This window comes from Trichococcus patagoniensis, assembly GCF_003051085.1.
Lineage (GTDB): Bacteria > Bacillota > Bacilli > Lactobacillales > Aerococcaceae > Trichococcus > Trichococcus patagoniensis.
The window spans coordinates 137,173-157,509 of record NZ_QAOM01000001.1 but is presented as its reverse complement, the minus strand read 5'-3'; the positions used below and the strand labels follow the sequence as shown (position 1 = coordinate 157,509).

General features: G+C 46.8%; 22 protein-coding genes, 1 other RNA gene and 3 other annotated features. Of the genes, 3 read left to right on the top strand and 20 right to left on the bottom strand.

Features of this window, described 5'->3' with window-relative positions:
- The first annotated feature begins 100 nt into the window (after nt 1-100).
- The 3 genes from ssrS (at nt 101) to C8U37_RS00815 (ending at nt 1,274) form a co-directional block, all read left to right on the top strand.
- Nucleotides 101-291: non-coding RNA, 6S RNA (gene ssrS / locus C8U37_RS00825), on the top strand.
- 114 nt (nt 292-405) lie between these two features.
- On the top strand, nt 406-708 hold the full coding sequence (locus tag C8U37_RS00820; protein ID WP_108031403.1) for a hypothetical protein: 303 nt from the start codon (nt 406-408) through the stop codon (nt 706-708).
- A gap of 98 nt (nt 709-806) precedes the next feature.
- Nucleotides 807-1,274: a universal stress protein gene (locus C8U37_RS00815; RefSeq protein ID WP_108031401.1), complete on the top strand. Its 468-nt coding sequence runs from the start codon at nt 807-809 to the stop codon at nt 1,272-1,274.
- A 99-nt stretch (nt 1,275-1,373) separates the two neighbouring features.
- Here the strand turns inward: C8U37_RS00815 and C8U37_RS00810 are convergent, their stop codons facing one another.
- The 20 genes from C8U37_RS00810 to C8U37_RS00715 all read right to left on the bottom strand — a co-directional run bounded on the left by C8U37_RS00810 (nt 1,374) and on the right by C8U37_RS00715 (nt 20,314).
- Complete coding sequence (locus C8U37_RS00810) at nt 1,374-2,564, bottom strand: acetate/propionate family kinase (RefSeq protein WP_108031399.1); 1,191 nt, start codon at nt 2,562-2,564, stop codon at nt 1,374-1,376.
- 50 nt (nt 2,565-2,614) lie between these two features.
- Nucleotides 2,615-3,628 (bottom strand): class I SAM-dependent methyltransferase, encoded by a 1,014-nt coding sequence (locus C8U37_RS00805; protein ID WP_146161790.1) that lies wholly within the window; start codon nt 3,626-3,628, stop codon nt 2,615-2,617.
- Nucleotides 3,629-3,758: 130 nt separating this feature from the next.
- On the bottom strand, nt 3,759-4,043 hold the full coding sequence (gene rpmA / locus C8U37_RS00800) for a 50S ribosomal protein L27 (RefSeq protein ID WP_068560128.1): 285 nt from the start codon (nt 4,041-4,043) through the stop codon (nt 3,759-3,761).
- Between the two features lie 34 nt (nt 4,044-4,077).
- Nucleotides 4,078-4,413: a ribosomal-processing cysteine protease Prp gene (locus C8U37_RS00795; RefSeq protein WP_086985390.1), complete on the bottom strand. Its 336-nt coding sequence runs from the start codon at nt 4,411-4,413 to the stop codon at nt 4,078-4,080.
- Between the two features lie 14 nt (nt 4,414-4,427).
- On the bottom strand, nt 4,428-4,736 hold the full coding sequence (gene rplU / locus C8U37_RS00790) for a 50S ribosomal protein L21 (RefSeq protein ID WP_086628296.1): 309 nt from the start codon (nt 4,734-4,736) through the stop codon (nt 4,428-4,430).
- Between the two features lie 16 nt (nt 4,737-4,752).
- Nucleotides 4,753-4,826: a sequence feature (ribosomal protein L21 leader region), on the bottom strand.
- A gap of 205 nt (nt 4,827-5,031) precedes the next feature.
- The gene (locus C8U37_RS00785; protein WP_108031395.1) at nt 5,032-5,712 is read right to left on the bottom strand and encodes an amino acid ABC transporter ATP-binding protein; all 681 of its coding nucleotides are present in this window, start codon (nt 5,710-5,712) and stop codon (nt 5,032-5,034) included.
- A gap of 15 nt (nt 5,713-5,727) precedes the next feature.
- Nucleotides 5,728-6,363, bottom strand: a complete 636-nt coding sequence (locus tag C8U37_RS00780) for an amino acid ABC transporter permease (RefSeq protein ID WP_108031393.1) — start codon at nt 6,361-6,363, stop codon at nt 5,728-5,730.
- Nucleotides 6,364-6,395: 32 nt separating this feature from the next.
- Entirely contained in the window at nt 6,396-7,193 is a 798-nt protein-coding gene (locus tag C8U37_RS00775) for an amino acid ABC transporter substrate-binding protein (RefSeq protein ID WP_108031391.1), read from the bottom strand.
- A gap of 29 nt (nt 7,194-7,222) precedes the next feature.
- Entirely contained in the window at nt 7,223-8,020 is a 798-nt protein-coding gene (locus C8U37_RS00770; RefSeq protein WP_211306089.1) for an amino acid ABC transporter substrate-binding protein, read from the bottom strand.
- Between the two features lie 104 nt (nt 8,021-8,124).
- Nucleotides 8,125-8,375: a binding site (T-box leader), on the bottom strand.
- A gap of 79 nt (nt 8,376-8,454) precedes the next feature.
- Nucleotides 8,455-8,979 carry a rod shape-determining protein MreD gene (mreD, locus tag C8U37_RS00765; RefSeq protein WP_108031387.1) on the bottom strand — a complete coding sequence of 175 codons (525 nt, stop codon included), beginning with the start codon at nt 8,977-8,979 and terminating at the stop codon, nt 8,455-8,457.
- Nucleotides 8,979-9,833 (bottom strand): rod shape-determining protein MreC, encoded by an 855-nt coding sequence (gene mreC / locus C8U37_RS00760; RefSeq protein WP_108031385.1) that lies wholly within the window; start codon nt 9,831-9,833, stop codon nt 8,979-8,981. The genes mreD and mreC overlap by 1 nt, the downstream gene beginning before the upstream one ends.
- Before the next feature lie 45 nt (nt 9,834-9,878).
- Complete coding sequence (locus C8U37_RS00755) at nt 9,879-10,892, bottom strand: rod shape-determining protein (protein WP_108031487.1); 1,014 nt, start codon at nt 10,890-10,892, stop codon at nt 9,879-9,881.
- 291 nt (nt 10,893-11,183) lie between these two features.
- Entirely contained in the window at nt 11,184-11,384 is a 201-nt protein-coding gene (cspD, locus tag C8U37_RS00750) for a cold-shock protein CspD (RefSeq protein ID WP_108031383.1), read from the bottom strand.
- 178 nt (nt 11,385-11,562) lie between these two features.
- On the bottom strand, nt 11,563-12,252 hold the full coding sequence (gene radC, locus C8U37_RS00745; RefSeq protein WP_170100137.1) for a RadC family protein: 690 nt from the start codon (nt 12,250-12,252) through the stop codon (nt 11,563-11,565).
- Between the two features lie 59 nt (nt 12,253-12,311).
- Nucleotides 12,312-12,971 (bottom strand): HAD family hydrolase, encoded by a 660-nt coding sequence (locus C8U37_RS00740; RefSeq protein WP_108031381.1) that lies wholly within the window; start codon nt 12,969-12,971, stop codon nt 12,312-12,314.
- Nucleotide 12,972: 1 nt separating this feature from the next.
- Nucleotides 12,973-14,283, bottom strand: coding sequence for a bifunctional folylpolyglutamate synthase/dihydrofolate synthase (locus tag C8U37_RS00735; RefSeq protein ID WP_108031379.1), 1,311 nt, complete (start codon nt 14,281-14,283; stop codon nt 12,973-12,975).
- Between the two features lie 90 nt (nt 14,284-14,373).
- Nucleotides 14,374-17,022: a valine--tRNA ligase gene (locus tag C8U37_RS00730; RefSeq protein WP_108031377.1), complete on the bottom strand. Its 2,649-nt coding sequence runs from the start codon at nt 17,020-17,022 to the stop codon at nt 14,374-14,376.
- A 63-nt stretch (nt 17,023-17,085) separates the two neighbouring features.
- Nucleotides 17,086-17,310 (bottom strand) — a binding site (T-box leader).
- A gap of 44 nt (nt 17,311-17,354) precedes the next feature.
- Nucleotides 17,355-17,849 (bottom strand): thiol peroxidase, encoded by a 495-nt coding sequence (gene tpx, locus C8U37_RS00725; protein WP_108031375.1) that lies wholly within the window; start codon nt 17,847-17,849, stop codon nt 17,355-17,357.
- Between the two features lie 84 nt (nt 17,850-17,933).
- The gene (gene thiI, locus C8U37_RS00720; RefSeq protein WP_108031373.1) at nt 17,934-19,148 is read right to left on the bottom strand and encodes a tRNA uracil 4-sulfurtransferase ThiI; all 1,215 of its coding nucleotides are present in this window, start codon (nt 19,146-19,148) and stop codon (nt 17,934-17,936) included.
- A gap of 29 nt (nt 19,149-19,177) precedes the next feature.
- On the bottom strand, nt 19,178-20,314 hold the full coding sequence (locus C8U37_RS00715; RefSeq protein WP_108031372.1) for a cysteine desulfurase family protein: 1,137 nt from the start codon (nt 20,312-20,314) through the stop codon (nt 19,178-19,180).
- Nucleotides 20,315-20,337 lie beyond the last annotated feature (23 nt).

Below are 20,337 nucleotides of genomic sequence, written 5' to 3'. Positions count from 1 at the left end.
TGTTTGGCAGCGTTTAACCTGTTGCTGCTATACTGTTTCCGGATTGAAACTCTTGTGTTTTGCTTGCCAACGATTGATTAGTATGCTACTATACGTATATAGATTTCTGAGGTGTTCGACATATTCTCAATGTGTTGACCGAACAATTTATTACTACCTTGGGATCCTGTTTATTCCGGTGGATAACACGCCTTATCATTTGGTAGTTAGAGACTGGATATTGGAGCCCACCTGCTTATATGCGGGTTCAAAACTAGTAGAATATAACTCACCGGCACCATCGGATTTCTAATAAAGTTTTATACTTTTGGAGCTGCTCTTTGAGCAGCTTTTTTTGCAGACTAAAATATACGGGAAAGTACTTCTTGATCCATTATCCCGCAATTTCCTTGAGGAGGACGCACTTTGGTTGAATTGTTGATTGCCTTTTTTTCATTATTATTGGTTTCGACCGGACTTTTCATGACATTGAAAGGACCCACTGTCTTCGTGTTGGCTCCGGACCGGATCACCGAACAGCAACGCCATCAGATCTGGCTCTTTTTCCGTAACGGTGGAGCCCTGTACATGTTGATCGGTTTTCTCTGCCTGCTGACGATTTTCTTCAGGAGTACCCTGCTTTATGCATTTGCCGTTCTGATTGCCTCAGGGTATACAGCACTCTTCAGCATCCGGCTGGCCGGCATGATGAAAGATCAGGGCCACTGACCAAGAAATTCCCGGAAAGAATCGCATACGCTTTCATTTTTATGGAAAGTGAAGTAAAATAAACTTGTAAGCGATACTAGTTTAGAGGAGTGGTTAATATGTTTCAAGAGTATAAGAAAATTTTGATACCGGTTGACGGATCGAGAGAATCAGAATTATCCTTCCGTAAAGCAGTGGAAGTGGCCAAACGGAATAAAGCAGCCATCATCATCACTCATATTATCGATACAAGAGCCATACAAACCCCGACAGGTTTTGAAGGCAGCTTCACGGATGAAATCGTCCGCCAATCCAAAACGTTGATGGAAGAATACAAAACCTATGCTACGAATGAAGGCATAACCGATGTTCATACCGTCATCGAATATGGTTCACCAAAAGCCATCATCGCAAAAGATTTGCCTGCCGAATACGGCGTGGATCTGATCATGATCGGTGCGACCGGCCTTAATGCCGTCGAAAGACTGTTCATCGGCTCCGTATCCGAGTACGTCATCCGCAACGCACCCTGCGATGTGCTGGTCGTCCGGACCGACCTCGAGAATAAACCAAAAGCTAAAAAATGATAGGCAGCAGCTTCCCCCCTGCCTCAGAAAAAATTCAAAATAAAAATTCCGTTATGCCAGTAGTTGGCATAACGGAATTTTTATTTTGAATGAATATTTTTAGCTGAAGCGTACGACGTCGCGAGCGATCATCATCTCTTCATCTGTAGGGATCAACAATACTTTAACTTTTGAATCGTCGGTTGAAATGATTCTTTCAACGCCGCGGACATTGTTCTTTTCGTCGTCGATTTCGCAACCGAACCAAGAAATGCCATCGATGATGATTTTACGTGTCTCTGCAGAATTTTCACCAACGCCGGCAGTGAAGACGATCGCATCCACACCGTTCATAATTGCAACGTATTGTCCGATGTATTTTTGAATACGGTTGTAGAAGATATCCAATGCAATTTGAGCTTGCTCGTTGCCTTTTTCTGCGGCTGTCTCAACATCGCGCATATCGCTTGATACGCCGGAAAGTCCCAACAGTCCAGATTTTTTGTTCAGGATGTCAACAAATTCATTGATATCCGTGATGCCCAATTTGCCCATCAAATAAGCGATCAAAGATGCATCGATGTCCCCTGAACGTGTTCCCATCGTGATGCCTGCCAATGGCGTGAAGCCCATGGATGTGTCGATTGATTTTCCGCCTTGGACAGCAGTGATGGAGCCGCCGTTACCGATATGGCACGTAACGATCTTCAACTCTTCGATCGGTCTGCCCAGCATTTCGGCAGCGCGTTCAGCTACGTATTTGTGGCTTGTTCCGTGTGCGCCATATTTTCTGGCAGCATATTTTTCGTAGTAATCCATCGGGATGCTGTAAAGGTAATTTACTTTCGGCATCGTTGTATGGAAAGATGTATCGAATACGGCAACACTTGTGATCTCAGGCAACAATTTCTTGAATGCACGGATACCGGTAGCGTTCGCTGGGTTATGCAGCGGCGCCAATTCAGCCAATTCTTCGATTTGTTCCAGGACAAGATCATCCACTCGCGCAGAATCTTTGAAGATTTCGCCACCGGCAACGACACGGTGGCCGACGCCTGTGATCTCATCGTAGCTTGAAATGATGTTTAGTGCTAATAATTGATCCAGTAAGTTATGCACCGCGATCTCATGGTTCGCAATATCTTCCGTTACTTGGAATTTTTCGCCTTCTCCGTGTTTGATTGTGAAGACGGAATCGTTCAAACCGATTCTTTCGATAATTCCTGTTGCAAGAACTTCCTGATCAGGCATAGCGTATAATGTAAATTTCAAGCTTGAGCTACCAGCATTGATAGCGATGATTTTTGACATTTTTTTCTCTCCTTTAAATTGACTGATTTTTCTTATATCTCCAATAAATATTATATCATCTTTGCGCTCCAATTGTGGAAAATATCCAGGAAAGATTGCATCTTTTGTGCGTTTTTAAGATCTGGAATTTCCCCCAAAAGCACTTGTTCGGCTTGTATCGATTTTTCACCATTTTTTTGAACAATAATGATTGATTTTTTCATTCCATTTTTATGGAACAGACCTTCCGGAAGGCTCAAAAACGCCTGTATATGAACGGTTTCCTTCAGCCACCCCATTAATACAGATGTTTTATCTGTTTCAAAAATGTCAGATGGTACGATAAAAACCCCCCAACCGGATTCTTTCAAATAGTTCACATTTTGTTCAAACATTAGGAAATGCGCAAAAGAATTTCCTTCCGAAAAAGCCGTTTTGTAGTTTTTTGCGCGTTCATTTACCGGATAATATCCGATTGGAAAATCGGATACCATGATATCCGAAGGCGCAACCAACAGTTCCTGCAGGCTGTCTGAATGGGTATAATGGATTTTTTCGGACAATCCCATCAAGGAGCCGCTGTTGGCCGCGACACTGATCAACAGGTCGTCGTTGTCAACTGCTTCCGCAGTCACTTCATTGCCACGGCTTGCCAAATGCGCCAAAACGATATTGAGAAGATTCCCTGTTCCTGCTGCCAGGTCTGAAACATGCAGTTTTTCTGTCTTATCTTTTTTTATTTCTCCGATGAAATAAGCGATCAGATACGCAATCGTGTCCGGAGTCATTTGATGATTCATCTGGAGCTTGTCTGCTTTCGTAGCTTTGATGAAAGTCAGTTGTATGCTCTTGCGGATGATTTCTTTGTCCAATGCTTCCAAATTCATCTTTTTGTAGAGGCTGTTCAGGCGTTCGATTGCCTCATTTGAGGGCAAACCTTCCACTTGTTGTGCTTTCCCTTCAAAGGAAAGATTTTCCAGCGTTTCGGACAACGCTTCTACATATGAAAGTTCAGCTTCCGTTTGAAGTAATTTGATGGCTTCATCCATTAAACCGAAAAGACTCTCAACATTTGTTGCTTTCAAGTCGTTCACCGTCCCTTACTTTTTGTTGTTCTGTAAAATACAAAAAAACCTGCGAAGGAAGTGACTGATCATTTGCCCCCGCAAGGTTTTTTGTGTGTATGTAATTGGTTGATCGGCAAAAGTACAAGTATTATTTAGCTGTAGGGTATACAGAAACTTGTTTTTTGTCACGGCCTAAACGTTCGAAACGAACGACACCGTCAACTTTTGCAAATAGAGTGTCATCTCCACCGATACCGACGTTAGTACCTGGATGGATTTTTGTTCCGCGTTGACGGTACAAAATCGATCCGCCAGTTACTGTTTGTCCGTCTGCACGTTTAGCGCCTAAACGTTTAGATTGGGACTCACGTCCGTTGGTAGTAGATCCGCCCCCTTTTTTGTGGGCGAACAATTGTAGATTCAATTTCAACATGTGGTTTGCACCTCCTTATTAAGTAGTACAGTTTTTATTGCATTTTTATGGTCACATAATCTGGATATGTCTGAGCGACATCTTCCAGCGAATAGAATAGATGCTTCAGTAAAATCTGCGTAATGTATTGCTGTTCCGCTTCCCTTTCAGAAAGTATTTCCGCATAGAGATACCCGCCTTCATCATTTGCTTCATCAACAAGCATCTGGTAACCGGCTAAACGTTCAACGCTATTCACAGTTTCGATGGCCAGTACAGAAACAGCGGCACAGATAATATCTTCACCTGCTACCCCATACCCGGCATGTCCCGTAATCTCGAAAGAAAGCAGGTTGCCATGGTCATCTTCTTTAAATTTCACTTCAATCATGTTTATTCACACTCTTATGCTTTGATTGCGTCAATGATTACTTTTGTATAAGGTTGACGATGACCTTGCTTGCGGTGTGTATCTTTTCTTCTCTTGTATTTGAAAGTAGTTACTTTCTTTTCTTTGCCCTGTTTTTCAACAGTGCCTTCTACAGAAGCACCTGTTACGAATGGAGCGCCAATTTTGGTTTCTTCTCCACCTACAAATACGATTTCATCAAAAGTTACTTTATCACCAGCTTCAGCATCTAATTTTTCAATGTAGATTGCTTGTCCAACTTCAACTTTTAATTGTTTACCACCTGTTACGATAATTGCGTACATATTCTCTGCACCTCCTTATTTTACTTAGACTCGCCAAACGAAGTGCCCTTTAAGGTCTTATGACTCCCATTCGTGCGGTTGTAGCTGTGGTGCGCACATTTACAACATTAATAGTTTATCAAAAACCAAGCCTCAAGTCAACCCAAATCAAAACATTCGTCAAATAAGGCGCCATTTGCCCCACTGATACCCCACCGAGGAGCAAAAATGGTAAAACAAAAAACAAGGCAGCTGCCCTGTTTCTTGTTCGGACTGTCCAATTTTCTGTGAACATGCCCTAATATCTAAACTGTTTTTAACGGTTCATGACGAATTCGCTTGAGGAAACAATCCGGGTGCCGTATTGTTGCCCGAACTCGGTATCATGCGTAACAATCAGGATACCGGTTCCTCCAGCAGCAATTTCCTGGATCAGCTTACCGATGCTGTCGGAAGATTCGCGATCAAGCGCAGAAGTCGGTTCGTCAAAACAAAGCACGCGCGGATTCAGCATCATCGCCCGGGCGATCGCAACCCTTTGCTTCTGGCCTCCGGATAAAGTCGACGGCATCGCATTCAGTTTGTCTTCCAATCCCATTTGCTCCAATAATCCAGCTGCCTTCGCCGCCAACTCTTCACGGCTGCCCAATTTTTGGGCAAGCGGCGCTTCCAGCAGATTTTCCAGCACAGTAAGGTTCGGGAACAAAGCGTAATCCTGAAACACCATGCCGATTTTATTTTGGTAAAGGCGCCTTTTTTTGCGGTCCGCATATTCTGCGCCCTTCAATCCTTGTTTGCACAAGATGGCATCCTCGATCGAAATGGTGCCTTGGTCTGCTTTTTCCAGATTGTTGAGCAAGCGCATCAAAGTTGTTTTACCCGTTCCGGAACGTCCCACAAGCACAACGATTTCGTTGGAATCGATGTGGAATGAAAAATCATCGATAACGGTTATGTCATGGTAAGACTTATTTATATTCATCGCATTTAATAACATGATTGCCGCTCCCCCCTAAAAGTTCCCTTTGGATTCAAGTTTATTCAGCAGCACCGTAATGACAGCCGTAACGGATAAATAGACGATGCCCACTGCCAGGAAAGGCACTAACGAGGCATACGTATTCGCAGCAATCTGCCCTGCGCGCAAGAGCTCCCCGAGGCCGATGACATAAACCAAAGATGTATCTTTTACCAGCGCAATCACTTCATTCCCTACAGATGGCAATACGATCTTGGTGACCTGCGGAATGATGATTTTGAAAAACCCTCTGACCTTACCGATACCCAACACCGAAATGGCCTCGAACTGTCCTTTCGGAACAGCCGTAATACCTCCACGGAAGATTTCCGCATAATAGGCAGCATAGTTGATCATATATGCCAAAATCGCGGCCGAAAAACGATCCAACGTAATGCCTATCAGCGGCAAACCGAAGAAAACAAACATCAATTGCAACAGCAATGGCGTTCCCCTCATGATGAAGACATATATCTGGATCAGAAAACCCAGCCACTTAGGTCCGTAAACCCGGATGACGGCAATCAGAAATCCTAACGGAATGCTGGAGATTCCTATGATGAAGAACAACTTAAGTGTCATCTTCAAGCCGTCAAGCAATGATGGCAGTATCGTCTGTATCAAGTCCATTTCATAAACCTCTTTCTTACCCTATATTTTCATTATTCACTATAAAACCATTTGTCGTATATTTCATCGAAGGTTCCGTCTTCCTTCATTTCGGCCAAAGCTGCATCGACACGCTCCTGCAAGTCCGTGTTGCCCTTTTTGAAGGCAACCGCCATCTCGTCTTCCCCGAAATTATCCTCCAGTACACGGTAGATGTCTTTGCCGGTCTGCTTCATGTAGTAACGCCCGTAGACTTCACCGACGACGATTGCATCCACGCGGCCTGATTCCAAATCGCTGAAGGAATTATTATTGGAAGGATAAAGCACCAGATCCCCACCCAACTTTTCAAATATCCCTGATGCATCTTCCATGATCTTATCCACTGAGCTGGAAGATTGTTGTGTCGAAACCAACTTCCCTTCCAAGTCGGCTTTCGTTTGGATGTCGCTGTCCTTCAAAACGATGATGGATTGCGCATCCACGATGTACGGCTTGCTCAAGAGAACTTTTTCAGCCCTTTCCGGCGTGATGGCATAGCCATTCCAGATCATGTCGATGTTCCCGGAATCCAATTCGGTTTCTTTCATTGCCCAATCAATCGGCTGAAAAACCATTTCGGCCCCGATCCGTTCACCGACCTCTTTCGCCAGATCGACATCGAATCCGATGATTTCATTATTGTCATCACGGAATCCCATCGGCGCAAACGTGTCATCCAAACCCACGACCAGCGTTTCCTCTGCAAGAGCTTCCGAGCTGGCGGAAGCGTCATCAGCAGCCCCGCTGCATCCAACCAACAACAATAAACCCATTCCGATCAAGGCAGCTTTTTTTAGTTTATCCAACATGCGGCTTTCCCCCTCAACAAACAATTTTATTATTCAGCGAACCAAGTTGCGTAGATTTCATCGTATGTTCCATCTTCACGCATTTCATTCAACGCTTTGTCAATCGCTTCTTTCAGTGCGACATCTTCTTTGCGGACACCCACACCATATTCTTCATCGCCAAAATTATCGCTAAGGACGGTATACTTTCCCTCGCCTTTTTGTTTCATAGTGTAACGGCCCAACACTTCATCAACAACGATTGCATCACTGCGGCCGCTTTCCAGGTCGTTGAACACATCATTGAAGGTAGGGTACAAGATTGGCGTGCCCCCATCAAACTTAGCAGCAATTCCCGTTTCATCGGCGTTGATGGCATCGAATGCTGCGGATCCTTGTTGCGTCGCGACGACTTTCCCGGCCAAATCGGCTTTTGTCTTGATAGCACTGTCTGCCATTGTGACGATGATTTGGCTGTTGTTCAGATAAGGTTCTGTGAAGAGCACTTTTTCCTTGCGCTCATCCGTGATGGAATAGCCATTCCAGATCATGTCGATGTTACCGGAAGCCAATTCGGTTTCCTTCATTGCCCAATCAATCGGCTGGAAAGTGATTTCAACATCCAAGCGTTCAGCGACTTCTTTCGCCAAGTCGACGTCAAAGCCGACGATTTCGCCGCTCTCATCTTTGAAGCCCATCGGTGCAAAAGTGTCATCCAACCCCATCACCAATGTTTCTTTGATCCCTGAATCTTCCGATCCGGTTGCAGCAGAATCCTCAGCAGCTCCTCCACCGCATGCAGCCAAAAAACTTGTAGATGCCAACAACATTAATGCTAACTTTTTCATATTCTTCTCCTCCATATATGTGTACTTTTTTATTACCGTATTTTGTGGTGGCTCCTCATCAATCCGTTTCCAATAAAAAAAGCCCTCTAACTTCCTGCTGAAAGTTAAAGGACGATTGAAGTCGTGGTTCCACCTTTGTTTGCGGCATCTTCACAGAAACCGCCTCATAACGTTCCATTCGAAACGTCAGTGCTGTAACGGGCACAACCGAGTCAACCTACTGAGAACAGCAGCTGCTGTCTTTTCGGCATTCTTGCTCAGAGACGTGATTTCACTGCATGCTATTGTTTGCTCACACCACCCGCAAACTCTCTGGAAATAGGCAAAAGTTACTTTTTCTCTTCATTGCATTTAGAATTTAAGACAATAATACCACAGCGTTCGTTAAATGCAAGCATTTCATTAAAAAAAATCTCATTCATTTCTCATCATGTTCAGTCGTACATCCAGCCCACAAGTTTAAACAATGGGTAATAAATGACAATGAACAGCACAATGTTCAACACGATGGTCGGTCCCAGACGTTCTGAAGCGAATGCGCTGAAATCAAGCTGCGTAATGTCAATCAAGCTGTAAAAGCCAAAAACGAATGAATCAACCATAACGATCGCTAAGATGAACAATAGGGCCAACACGAAAACATTTTCCGTCAAATATTTCTGCATTTTCTTCACGAAGTACACGATCACCGCAAAAGCGACTGCGTAAACGCCCAAAATGCCGCTGTAATAACTGTCGAACAACAGCCCGAACAGAACTGCGTACAACTGCATCGGCTGTTTGGGGAAGTAGTAGGAAAAAATCACGAATCCGAACAACGCCAAGTGCGGCACAAGGATATACTCTTCACTGACGAACTGGCCCGGGAAGGCATTAATCAAAAACCCATCCAAAATCAAAAGCAAGTAAAGCATCACGGGGATGAAATAAGTGTGATGCAAAGATCTGTTCTGCACCATCACTCACCACTCCCGCTCAGCCGTTTGATGACCGTCACAAAGCGGATATTATAAACCTCTCCGGCAGGCTCGATCGTCACCTGTTTGAACAGGCCATAGCTGTCCATGGATACTTCTTTGACGGTTCCGATCAACAAGGCGCTTGGCGAAACGCCGCCCAATCCTGATGTGATCACACTGTCGCCAGGATTGATCACTGCGTCCGGGGCAATCTGGGACATGGAAAGCATCTTCGTGTTCTCATCATAGCCATTGACAATGCCATGAACAGGTCCGGATTCCGTTTGGATTTCAGCTGACACACGGTTAGTCGTATCGTTTGAAGTGGTCAACAAAAGCACTTTCGCGCTGGTCGAATTGACTTCGGATACACGACCGATCAGACCGTTTCCAGCCATCACCGACATGTCGACCTCTACCCCGTCCTGGGATCCTTTATCGATGACGATCTGGTTCAGCCAACTGTCCGGGTTGCGGGATACCACAGAAGCATTGATTTGTTCATATTCTGACAAAGTGCTTTTCAGTTCAAGTTCTTCCTGCATCCGGGCATTTTCTTGCTCCAGATTATAGACTTTCACTTGCAGTTCATAAACGGTATCAATTTTACTTTTTAAAGATTGGTTTTCTTCATACGTATTCATCAGGTTATCGACTGAATCAACAAAATTCGCCACTACTTCCGCTGGCTTAGAAAATATTCTCGCAACGGAGCCTGTCACATCGTTCCCTACTTGTTGCGGTATCGATGTGTCTTCCCTGTTGTTTGTAAGAGAATATGCTATCAAGCTGATAAAGGTGATCACACTGATCAATAGGATAATCAATTTTTTATTGTTAAAAAACTGATTCACATTGACACCTCATTTCGCACATCACTTTCAATTACATTCATTATCTTAATGCCTTAAATTTTTACGTTTGTACACGTTGATATTCTTCAATGTTTCGCCTGTCCCGATGGAAACGCAATCCAATGGATCGTTGGCGATAAATACAGGTACTTCCGCTTCCGCCGAAATGACTTCAGCAATGTTCTTCAACAAAGCCCCGCCGCCTGTCAAAACGATGCCATGATCGATGACGTCAGCAGATATTTCGGGAGGCGTCTCTTCCAGCACTTCCCTCACGGAAAGGATGATGTTCTCGACCACATCATGGATCGCAATCGCTACATCCTCGGCATGGATCTCCAAAGTCTTGGGCAGGCCGTTGACCATATCCCGGCCCCTTATTTCCATGGAGCCGTAGGAAGCTGCCTTTTCGATGTCGGCACAACCGATTGTTATTTTGATGTTCTCGGCAGTCCGCTCGCCGATCAACAGACCGTACTTTTTGCGTATGAACTGAATGATTGCCTCATCCATACGATCGCCAGCGGCTGTGCTGGAACGGCTCGTAACGATTCCTCCGAGCGAAATTGTCGCGACATCCGTCGTCCCGCCACCGATGTCCACCACCATATTGCCTGTAGGCGCATGCACCGGAAGTCCGGCACCCACCGCGGCAGCAAAAGGCTCCTCTATGATGAAAGCTTCTTTGGCGCCGGCTGTCCGGGTGGCATCAAGAACTGCCCGTTTCTCGACTTCCGTCACACCACTTGGTACGCAGACCATCACGTATGGTTTGACGAATGCATTTCCAGTCGCTTTTTTGATGAAATATTTCATCATTGCGACAGTTGTATCATAATCCGCAATGACGCCTTCCTTCATCGGGCGGGATGCCACAATGGTGCCGGGTGTCCTGCCAAGCATCTGGAAAGCCTCTTCCCCAACGGACAGAATCTCCCCCGTATGGATATTTTTGGCGACGACAGAAGGTTCTCTGATCACAATGCCCTTGCCGGCTATGAAGACGATCGTATTGGCCGTACCTAAATCAATTCCGATGTTTTTACCCTTAAAATTCAAACTTACCAAGTACTTCTCATCCTTCCGTCTGATTGACTACAAACTCTCCCACAAACAAATTCTTTTCTATTTTACCACAAACCGGAACAAGAAAAACATCAATGTAACAAACAAAAGAAAGAATTAATCTATTTGACAGGAATGCCGTCGATCGGTAATGCTGACGTAAATAATTCACCCTAATTGACACAATATGTCTACACGAACCACAGCGACTCCTCCAGCAGGTCGGCATTTAAAAAGGGTCCGAGACAGTGTCCCGGACCCTTTGATCGTTTAAGTTAAGGAAAATTAGATTTTTTCTACGTTAGAAGCTTGCGGTCCACGGTTTCCATCAACGATTTCGAATGAAACTGCTTGTCCTTCTTCTAATGATTTGAATCCGTCGCCTGAGATAGCTGAAAAATGTACGAATACGTCGTCTCCGCTTTCGCGTTCGATAAATCCAAAACCTTTTTCTGCGTTAAACCATTTTACTGTTCCTTTTTCCATGAAAAATTCCTCCTCGTGCAAAGCACTGAAAATGTGATTCTTGCTTGTGGTACGATAGGAATGTTCAAGACAATCTTTTCTTTACCAAACAAAAACACTAATATAATGATATATCAGGTTTTCCGATATTGCAAGTTTTTTGCCATCAGATTTTCATTTTGCTTTGCGGAAATGGAGACTAAATGATGCCGTATTCCCGCAGACTGAGATAATCATCGACCCCGATGATGAAGTGATCGAGGATCTCAATCCCCATCATTTCTCCGCATTCCACCATCCTGCGGGTAAAAACCAAATCAGCTTCCGATGGATCGGGGTTCCCGGAAGGATGATTGTGCGCAAGGATGATCCGCGCCGCCGCAAACCTTACCGCCTCCCGGAAAATTTCGCGCGGATGCGCAACCGAACTGTTCAGGCTGCCGATGAATATTGTCTTCTTCTTGATGATTTCGTTCTTTGTGTTCAGATAGACAGCCACCACGTGTTCCTGCTGGAGATCGCGCATCTCTTTCTGCAGGAGTGTTCCGGCGCTTTGCGTCGAGGTGATCGTACCGCTCTTCAACTGCGTCGCATTGGCTACGCGGACACCCAATTCGACACAGGCTTTGATTTCGATCGCTTTGGTTCGGCCGATTCCGTGGATTGAAGTCAGCTCTTCCAACGATGCCATCTTCAAGGAATGCAGATCTTCGAACTCGTTCAGCACCCGTAACGCTAGCTGCATGACATTGCTGTCCCTGGGGCCTGTCCGAAGAATGATCGCCAATAATTCATGCGTCGCCAGGGCTTTTTCTCCAAATTGATCCAATCTTTCACGCGGGCGTGAGGCCTTCGGAACCTCCATCAGCAGATTTGTTTCTTGCACCATCCTGTTTTACCCCTTTCCTTCCGTCTACTCAATAGATACGCAGGAAGGAGCGGAACAGGTTATTTCTCTTTCAGCCAATCCATGACCGCATGCAGGTCCGGCATAATGGCAATCGTTTTTGCTTTCGCTTCGTCATCCGGAACGATCAGATCCGGAATCATGATCACTTCAATGCCCGCATCATACGCCGCGCGGATGCCGTTGAGCGAATCTTCCAGGATCAGACAGTCCTCTTTCGGAATGTCGAGGGGTTTCCAGGCGCTCAGGAAAATTTCCGGATCCGGTTTGGCGAAGGATACTTCATCTCCGCAGACTTGGTAGCGGAAATATTGCGAAATATCAGCCAATTCGAGGTAGAAGCTCACTTCTCTCCTCCGGCTGCTGGAAGCAACGACGCACACCACGCCTTCATCCTTCAGAAAGCCAAGCAGATCATAAAGGCCTTTTTTGATCGGAAGCCCTTGCTCGGAGGCGATGGCTGTCTGTCTCTTCTTCATTTTTCTCAGGAATCGCTCCGCCAGTTCAGCGTCGCCGAAGTCGGATGCCAATTCAGGCATCACATCCTTATCGGATCGCCCTACTTGTTTCAGGTAATAATCGAAGTCGAACGCTATCGGCAAGGCCAGCTCTTCCGCCAACTCACGTTGTGCCTGATAGCCCAACGTTTCCGTATCGAACATCAATCCATCCATATCAAAAATGACCGCTTTTTTACGCATCTCAAAACCCCTTATTCTTTAATAAATAATGTCTCACTTCGGAAAGAAAATACAGTGAGCCGGTAATCAATAACATGCCCTCTTCGGATTGCTTCGCCTTCAAATCATCGATAGCAAAGCGCCAATCTTCATAGGCCGCAGCTTCTGGTACGCTCATCCGCTCGCACAATTCCTTGACAGATGCAGCCCTTGGGAAATCGAAACTGGTCACGTACAGCTTGCTGTCCGGGATCGACTTGATCAACTGGCCCATTTCCTCCAAGTCCTTATCCGCCAACGCCGCCAACAGAATGGTGATATCTTTATCAGAAAATTTCTTCTTGACCGCTTCAGTCAGCACTTCCATAGCCGGGATATTATGGGCACCATCCAGCATGACAAACGGTTTTTGCGAAACGATCTCCATCCGGACTGGCCAAGCTGTCCCCAGAAGTCCTGCTTTGATTGTGGTCTCCGAGTAGCTTAAAGCGTATTTTTTGCAGAACAGCAAGTAGGTCTGCAGCGCAGTGGCCGCATTATCGACTTGATGGCCACCCATCAATGCAATTTCAAGGTTTTCAAAAGTGCCCAATGGAGAGGCAAAATCAAAGACTTCATGGTAATCGGAACCTTCATGCCAATTGGTGACGCTGAAGTCCGGTCCGAATGCATACAAAGGCGCTGCCTGTTTTTCCGCAGTGTTCCGCATCACCGACAAAGCCTCTTCAGGCAGTCTTCCGATGACGACAGGTGTCCCTTTCTTGATGATGCCCGCTTTCTGATAGGCGATCTCCGCTAGGGTATCCCCGAGAATATTGCTGTGGTCTTTGCCTATCGTTGTGATGAGCGCCAAATCCGGCTCGGCAACATTCGTGCTGTCGTACAAACCACCCAGACCGACTTCCAACAAAACGACATCGCACGGATAGGAGCCAAAATAGGAGAACATCATGGCGGTCACTACTTCAAATTCCGTCAACGGCCCCATATCCGTCCGGCCGATTTCCTCATAGAGTGCGTAAAGGATGTTCGCTTGCTCCAATACGTCTTCATCGGGGATGTTCGCTCCATTCACGCTGATCCTTTCATTGAAACTGACGATATGCGGAGAGGTGAAGGTTCCCACCGTATAGCCAGCCGCCATGAACAGGCTTCTTAAGTAAGCGACATTCGACCCTTTTCCATTCGTTCCGGCAATATGGATGGATCTGAATTTACGTTCCGGGTGATCCAGTTTTTCCATCAACCATTTCATCCGGACGATTCCCGGTTTAGGGCCCATGCCTTTGCGGGTATGGATCCATTCCATCGCTTCTTCATAAGTTGCAAACATCTACCACTTCACTCCATTTCCATTTAAGAAGAACCCTATCTACAAAGGAACTTGCCAATAGGGTTCTTCTTGTTCAATTCGATTCACTCATTAAGCTAACTGTTCTTTTAAGGCAGCAATGCGTTCTTTCACAGCCGCCAATTTTTCGCGGTATTCCGTTCCTTTTTGTTTTTCCCCGTCGATTACAGCCTGCGGGGCTTTGCTGACGAATTTTTCGTTATTCAATTTGCTTTCCACCCGATCGACTTCTTTGGTCAATTTCTCCGCTTCCTTTTCGAGACGGGAAATCTCATCTTCCAATTTGATCAGACCGGCTAACGGCATGTAAACCTCTCCGCCTGAGAAAACTGCGGTGACAGCGTCGCTGGCCGCCTGGATATGTAGACCGATTTCCAGCGTATCCGGATTGCAGAAGCGGAAGATGTACGATTCGTTGGCGCGGAAAATCGCCTCGGTCGCCTCGTCATTCACTTTCAGCTGCATCGGAACTTTCTTGGACAACGGTGTGTTCATTTCAGCTCGGACATTGCGGACGCCGCGGATCAATTCAATCAGTTTTTCCATCGCTTCCTCAGCTGCCTCATCGATATAGCTGTGATCCGCTTCCGGATAGGCTGCCGTCACGATGGAATCGCCTTGATGCGGTACATTCTGCCAAATCTCTTCGGTGACGAACGGCATGACCGGATGCAATAAGCGCAACACATTATCCAAAACATACGCCAAGATGCTGCGGGTTGTCTGTTTTGCCGCTTCATTTTCCCCTTGCAGAACTTCTTTGGACATTTCGATATACCAGTCGCAGTAATCATCCCAGATGAAACGGTACAACAAGCGGCCGGCTTCACCGAATTCAAATTTCTCGAACAGGTCCGTCACTTTAGTGATGGTCTTGTTCAGGCTGGAAAGGATCCATTTATCGGCGATCGTCTTTTCCCCTGAAATGTCGATAGCGTCGAATGTCAGATCTTCCAAATTGAGCAGCACGTAACGGCTGGCATTCCAGATTTTGTTGATGAAGTTCCAGGATGCATCCATCTTCTCATAGCTGAAGCGGACATCCTGACCAGGTGCGGAACCGTTCGCCAAGAACCAACGCAAAGCATCCGCCCCGTATTTTTCGACCACATCCATCGGGTCGATCCCGTTTCCGAGCGATTTGCTCATTTTGCGGCCTTGCTCGTCACGGATCAGACCATGGATCAGCACATTCTCAAACGGACGCTTTTCGGTGAACTCCAGACTCTGGAAGATCATCCGGCTTACCCAGAAGAAGATGATGTCATATCCGGTAACCAACGTGCTGGTAGGGAAATAGCGTTTGAAATCTTCCGCCTCTTCATCCGGCCAACCCATCGTCGAGAACGGCCAAAGTGCTGAACTGAACCACGTATCCAGAACATCCTCATCCTGCGTCCAGTTTTCGCTGTCGCTCGGAGCTTCCATGCCTACGTACATTTCGCCGGTTTCGTTATGGTACCAAGCCGGGATTTGATGTCCCCACCATAATTGGCGAGAAATAACCCAGTCATGGACGTTGCCCATCCAAGTCAGGAAAGTATTCTCAAATCGTTCAGGATAGAAGGAAACTTTTTCTTCTGCCGATTGATTTTCGACCGCACGCTCAGCCAATGGTTGCATTTTGACGAACCATTGCGTCGAGATGCGCGGTTCCACAATGACGTTTGTGCGTTCCGAATGTCCGACGCTGTGGGTCATTTCTTCAATTTTGACCAAATAGCCCAGTTCTTCCATATCTTTTATGATCGCTTTGCGCGCTGCAAAACGGTCCATTCCTGCATATTTTCCGGCTGCTTCGTTCATCGTCGCATCATCGTTCATGACGTTCACTTGCGGTAAATCATGGCGCAAACCGACTTCAAAGTCGTTCGGGTCATGAGCGGGTGTGATTTTTACGACCCCGGTACCGAAGTCCATCTCGACATAATCATCAGCGATGACTGGGATTTCCCGATTCACCAGCGGCAACGTCACGGTCTTACCGATGAACTGCTGATATCTTGCATCTTCCGGATGAACCGCGATGGCAGTATCGCCCAACATGGTTTCTGGACGGGTAGTCGCCAACTCCAGGAAGCCTGAGCCATCCGTCATCGGATAGCGGAAGTGATAGAAGGCGCCCTGAACGTCCTTGTGGATGACTTCGATATCGGATAAGGCTGTTTTCGCTTTGGGATCCCAGTTGATGATGTATGCGCCGCGGTAGATCAAGTCTTTTTCGTACAAGCCGACGAAGACTTTGCGGACCGCATCCGACAGACCCTCATCCAGCGTGAATCGCTCGCGGTCATAATCAACGGAAATACCCATTTTTCCCCATTGCTCGCGGATGACACTTGCGTAATCCTCTTTCCATTCCCATACCTTGTCGACAAAGGCTTCGCGGCCCAGGTCATAACGGGTAAGTCCATCCTCGGCTAATTTCGCTTCAACCTTGGCTTGGGTGGCGATGCCGGCGTGGTCCATCCCTGGCAACCACAGTGTATCGAATCCTTGCATGCGTTTTTGGCGGATCAACATATCCTGCAGCGTCACATCCCAGGCATGGCCCAAGTGCAGTCTGCCGGTTACGTTCGGAGGCGGAATCACGATCGAATAAGGTTTTTTGCTCTTGTCGCCGCTAGGTTTGAACAGCCCCGCTTCCACCCATTTTTGATATTTCCCTGATTCCACTTGCTGGGGTTGATACTTTGTCGGCATTGCGTCTGCTTTAGACATTCAGCCACTTCCTCTCTCTTTTACATTGATTTGTTGCGAAAAAAAATCGCCCTGCATACGAATATGCAGGACGATATGAATCGCGGTACCACCTAAATTACAGGAATCGGATCCCTGTCTCTCTTTTTGATAACGGAGAATACTCCGAGCTGCGCTACCCAGTCCATGGACCTTCACGCAACTTGCTCACAAGCTACTTCACTTTCCTTCCCCAAAAAAGCTTTCACCAAATGCTTTTCTCTCTTATGTGGTTCCGGGTAAGCTACTCTTCTTGATCGACGCTTATTTATACTTCACTAGTTTAGCACCTTTTGATTGAAATCTCAATGCGCTTAAAGCAATTTTTTTGCAGCCGCCAATGCTGCCGCTTCATCCGGTTCCGTCGCGATTTCAGGGACAATTTCACTGTAGGAAAGAACCCCTTCTTTGTCTATGACAAAGACACTGCGGGCCAACTTATTGTCCATTTTCGGAATTTTAAGTCCATAAACTTCTCCAAATTCGCCTGCATCATCATGCAGCATCTGCATATCGATGCCGTTCGCCGAGCACCAGCCGGCTAATTCTTCTTTTGTATTTTTCGAAACCGACAACAAGGTCAAGCCTTCGATATTCGCTGCCGTCTCGTTGAATGTGCGTGTTTGTTTATCACAAACGCTCGTGTTGATGTCCGGGAATACGCTGATCAAAACAACCGATCCGCGCAAATCATCCAAAGATACCTTTTCGTCTTCAATGTTGTACAAAGAAAATGCCGGTGCCTTCTCCCCAACTGTTGGTTGTGTCCCTAAAACTTCAACCGGTTCACCCTTTAATGTCACTTGCATAAAAACATTCCCCCTTATCCGATAGTACTCTCATTATACAGATAAGCGGTGATTTATGGTAAGGATACGCTCTTGCAGGGCGGGTTAAAGCAAATCCGAAAACAGAGCTTCATCTTGGCTCGCGGTGTCCTCCCGGCCGGTTATGCTCGTCACGACAATGCCCGCAACCGCGCGTGCCACGAGCGGTTCCACATCGAGGATCGCTTCGAAACGTCTGGCCTTGTCCAAATGCGGTTTCGTTTTGGGTGATGGTGGCGCAAAAATCGTACAGCAGTCTTCGAACGGTTGCACCGATAGATCAAAGGTATCGATTTTCTGCGCCAAGTCGATGATTTCCAATTTGTCCATCGTTGCGACAGGACGAATGATCGGCGTCGTTGTGACATCGTTGATGGCAATCATGCTCTCCAGCGTCTGGGAAGCGACTTGGGCCAAAGATTCCCCATTAAAGATGGCCAGCCCCTTGCGTTCGGCTCTGATGGCATCGGTAATCCGCAGCATCATCCGGCGCGTGATCGTCATCAGATAATCCGCCGGCACTTTCTCTTTGATTTCTTCTTGGATTTCCGTGAACGGCACTTCGATGAACTGGATTTCACCGCCGAATTTAGTCAATTTGGCGGCCAGATCTTTGGCTTTCTGCAATGCTTGCGGACTCGTGTACGGTGGGCTGTGGAAGTGAACCGCCTCGATCTTCACGCCGCGCTTCATGGCAAGATAACCGGCCACCGGCGAATCGATGCCTCCGGAAAGCATAAGCATGCCTCTGCCGCTGGAACCGACAGGCAATCCGCCAGCCCCTTGGTAGGTTTGCGTGCTGAGCATGATGCCATTGGTCTTGATGTCTACGCGCACAAGGATGTCCGGCTGCTTCATTTTGACCGAAATGCCCGGGAAAGCCTCCAGTACGGTTGCCCCCAGCTCGGCATTCATGAAGGTCGTGTCATGCTCGTAGGCGTGATCCGCGCGACGCGTGGCGATCTTGAATGTCTTTCCGGCAGTCTCCATTTTGGCAAGCAACTCCACCAATACCCGTTTCACTTCATCGAGATCACGCGAAACGAGATAGACCGGTGAAAAGTTTTGGATACCGAACACATGCTGCAGACGCTCGATAATGATGGCTTCGTCAGCTCCGTTCAGATTCAACAACATAGAATCGTGCTCGGGTTTGATTTTGATCTGCGGATGATCCTTTGTGACCATCCTGACATTTTGCGCCAACTGCTGGACAAAACGTTTTTTGTTTTTCCCTTTGGTCGACATTTCGCCAAAGCGGATTTGAATGTGCGTTTCCATTTATGTTCTCTTCCTATCTGTCAGTTATTCTACTGTATTTTTTTGAACTGTTCATGCAGCGTCCGGAAATGTTCAATGAAGGCTTCCGCTTCCGACTCCGTATTTTCGCCGGAAAGGCTTATCCTGACAGCACACTGGCTCCAGGAAACGGGCACACCCATCGACCCCAACGTATAAGGCGTGCCTTTCTTTCTGCTCGAGCAGGCGCTGGTTGTTGAAATGAGAATGTCATGGCTTTCGAAAGCATGGACCATCACTTCGCCCCTGACGCCTTTCATGGCAAAACAGAGGATATGGCCGGCGCCATCTTCAGGTGAAAAGATTCGGACATCCTCATATTCCGAAAGGGCTGCAACCAACTTACTCCGGACTATCCGTTCTTGTTTTCGGCTTGATTCGCTGCTTTCAAGATTCATGCGCAAGGCTTTTGCCATCGCTGCGACTCCCCCGACATTCTCCGTCGTGCTGCGCATGCCGGCTTCTTGCCCGCCTCCCGTCAACAACGGTGCAATCCGTTTGCCATGTTTCTTGTAGAGAATGCCTACGCCTTTGGGGCCGTGGAATTTATGCGCTGAAAGCGACAGGAGATCCACTCGTGGGTGTCGGATCAGCGGCTCGCATTCACCGACAGCCTGCACGGCATCCACATGGAAATGGACCCAAGGATAATTTTCCAGCAGCTCTCCGATAGCCTCGATTGGCTGGATGCTGCCGACTTCATTATTGATGGCCATGACGCTCAGCAGGATCGTATCTTTCCTTATGGCTTTCGCTAGCTCCTTGATAGATACGATTCCGTTCGCGTCGACAGGCAAGTAGCTGATTTCAAACCCTAACTTTTCCAGTTGCTCCAATGATTTGGTGACCGCCGGATGTTCAACCGAAGAAGCGATCATGTGCTTCCCTGCAGCGAACTTCTCAATCGCAGTGCCTTTGATTGCCCAGTTGTCGCTCTCCGTACCGCCGCCCGTGAAGAAAATTTCATCCGGCTGGGCACCCAGTAAGTGTGCAATCTGTTTGCGCGATTGCTGAAGCAGAGCATCGGCTTCATTGCCTAATCTGTGCAGACTGGAAGGATTGCCAAAAAATTGTTCATTGACCTTCCGGTAAGTATCCAAAGCTTCCGGATACATTTTTGTCGTTGCACTGTTGTCAAAATAAATCATCTTTATCTACACTTCCTTACTAA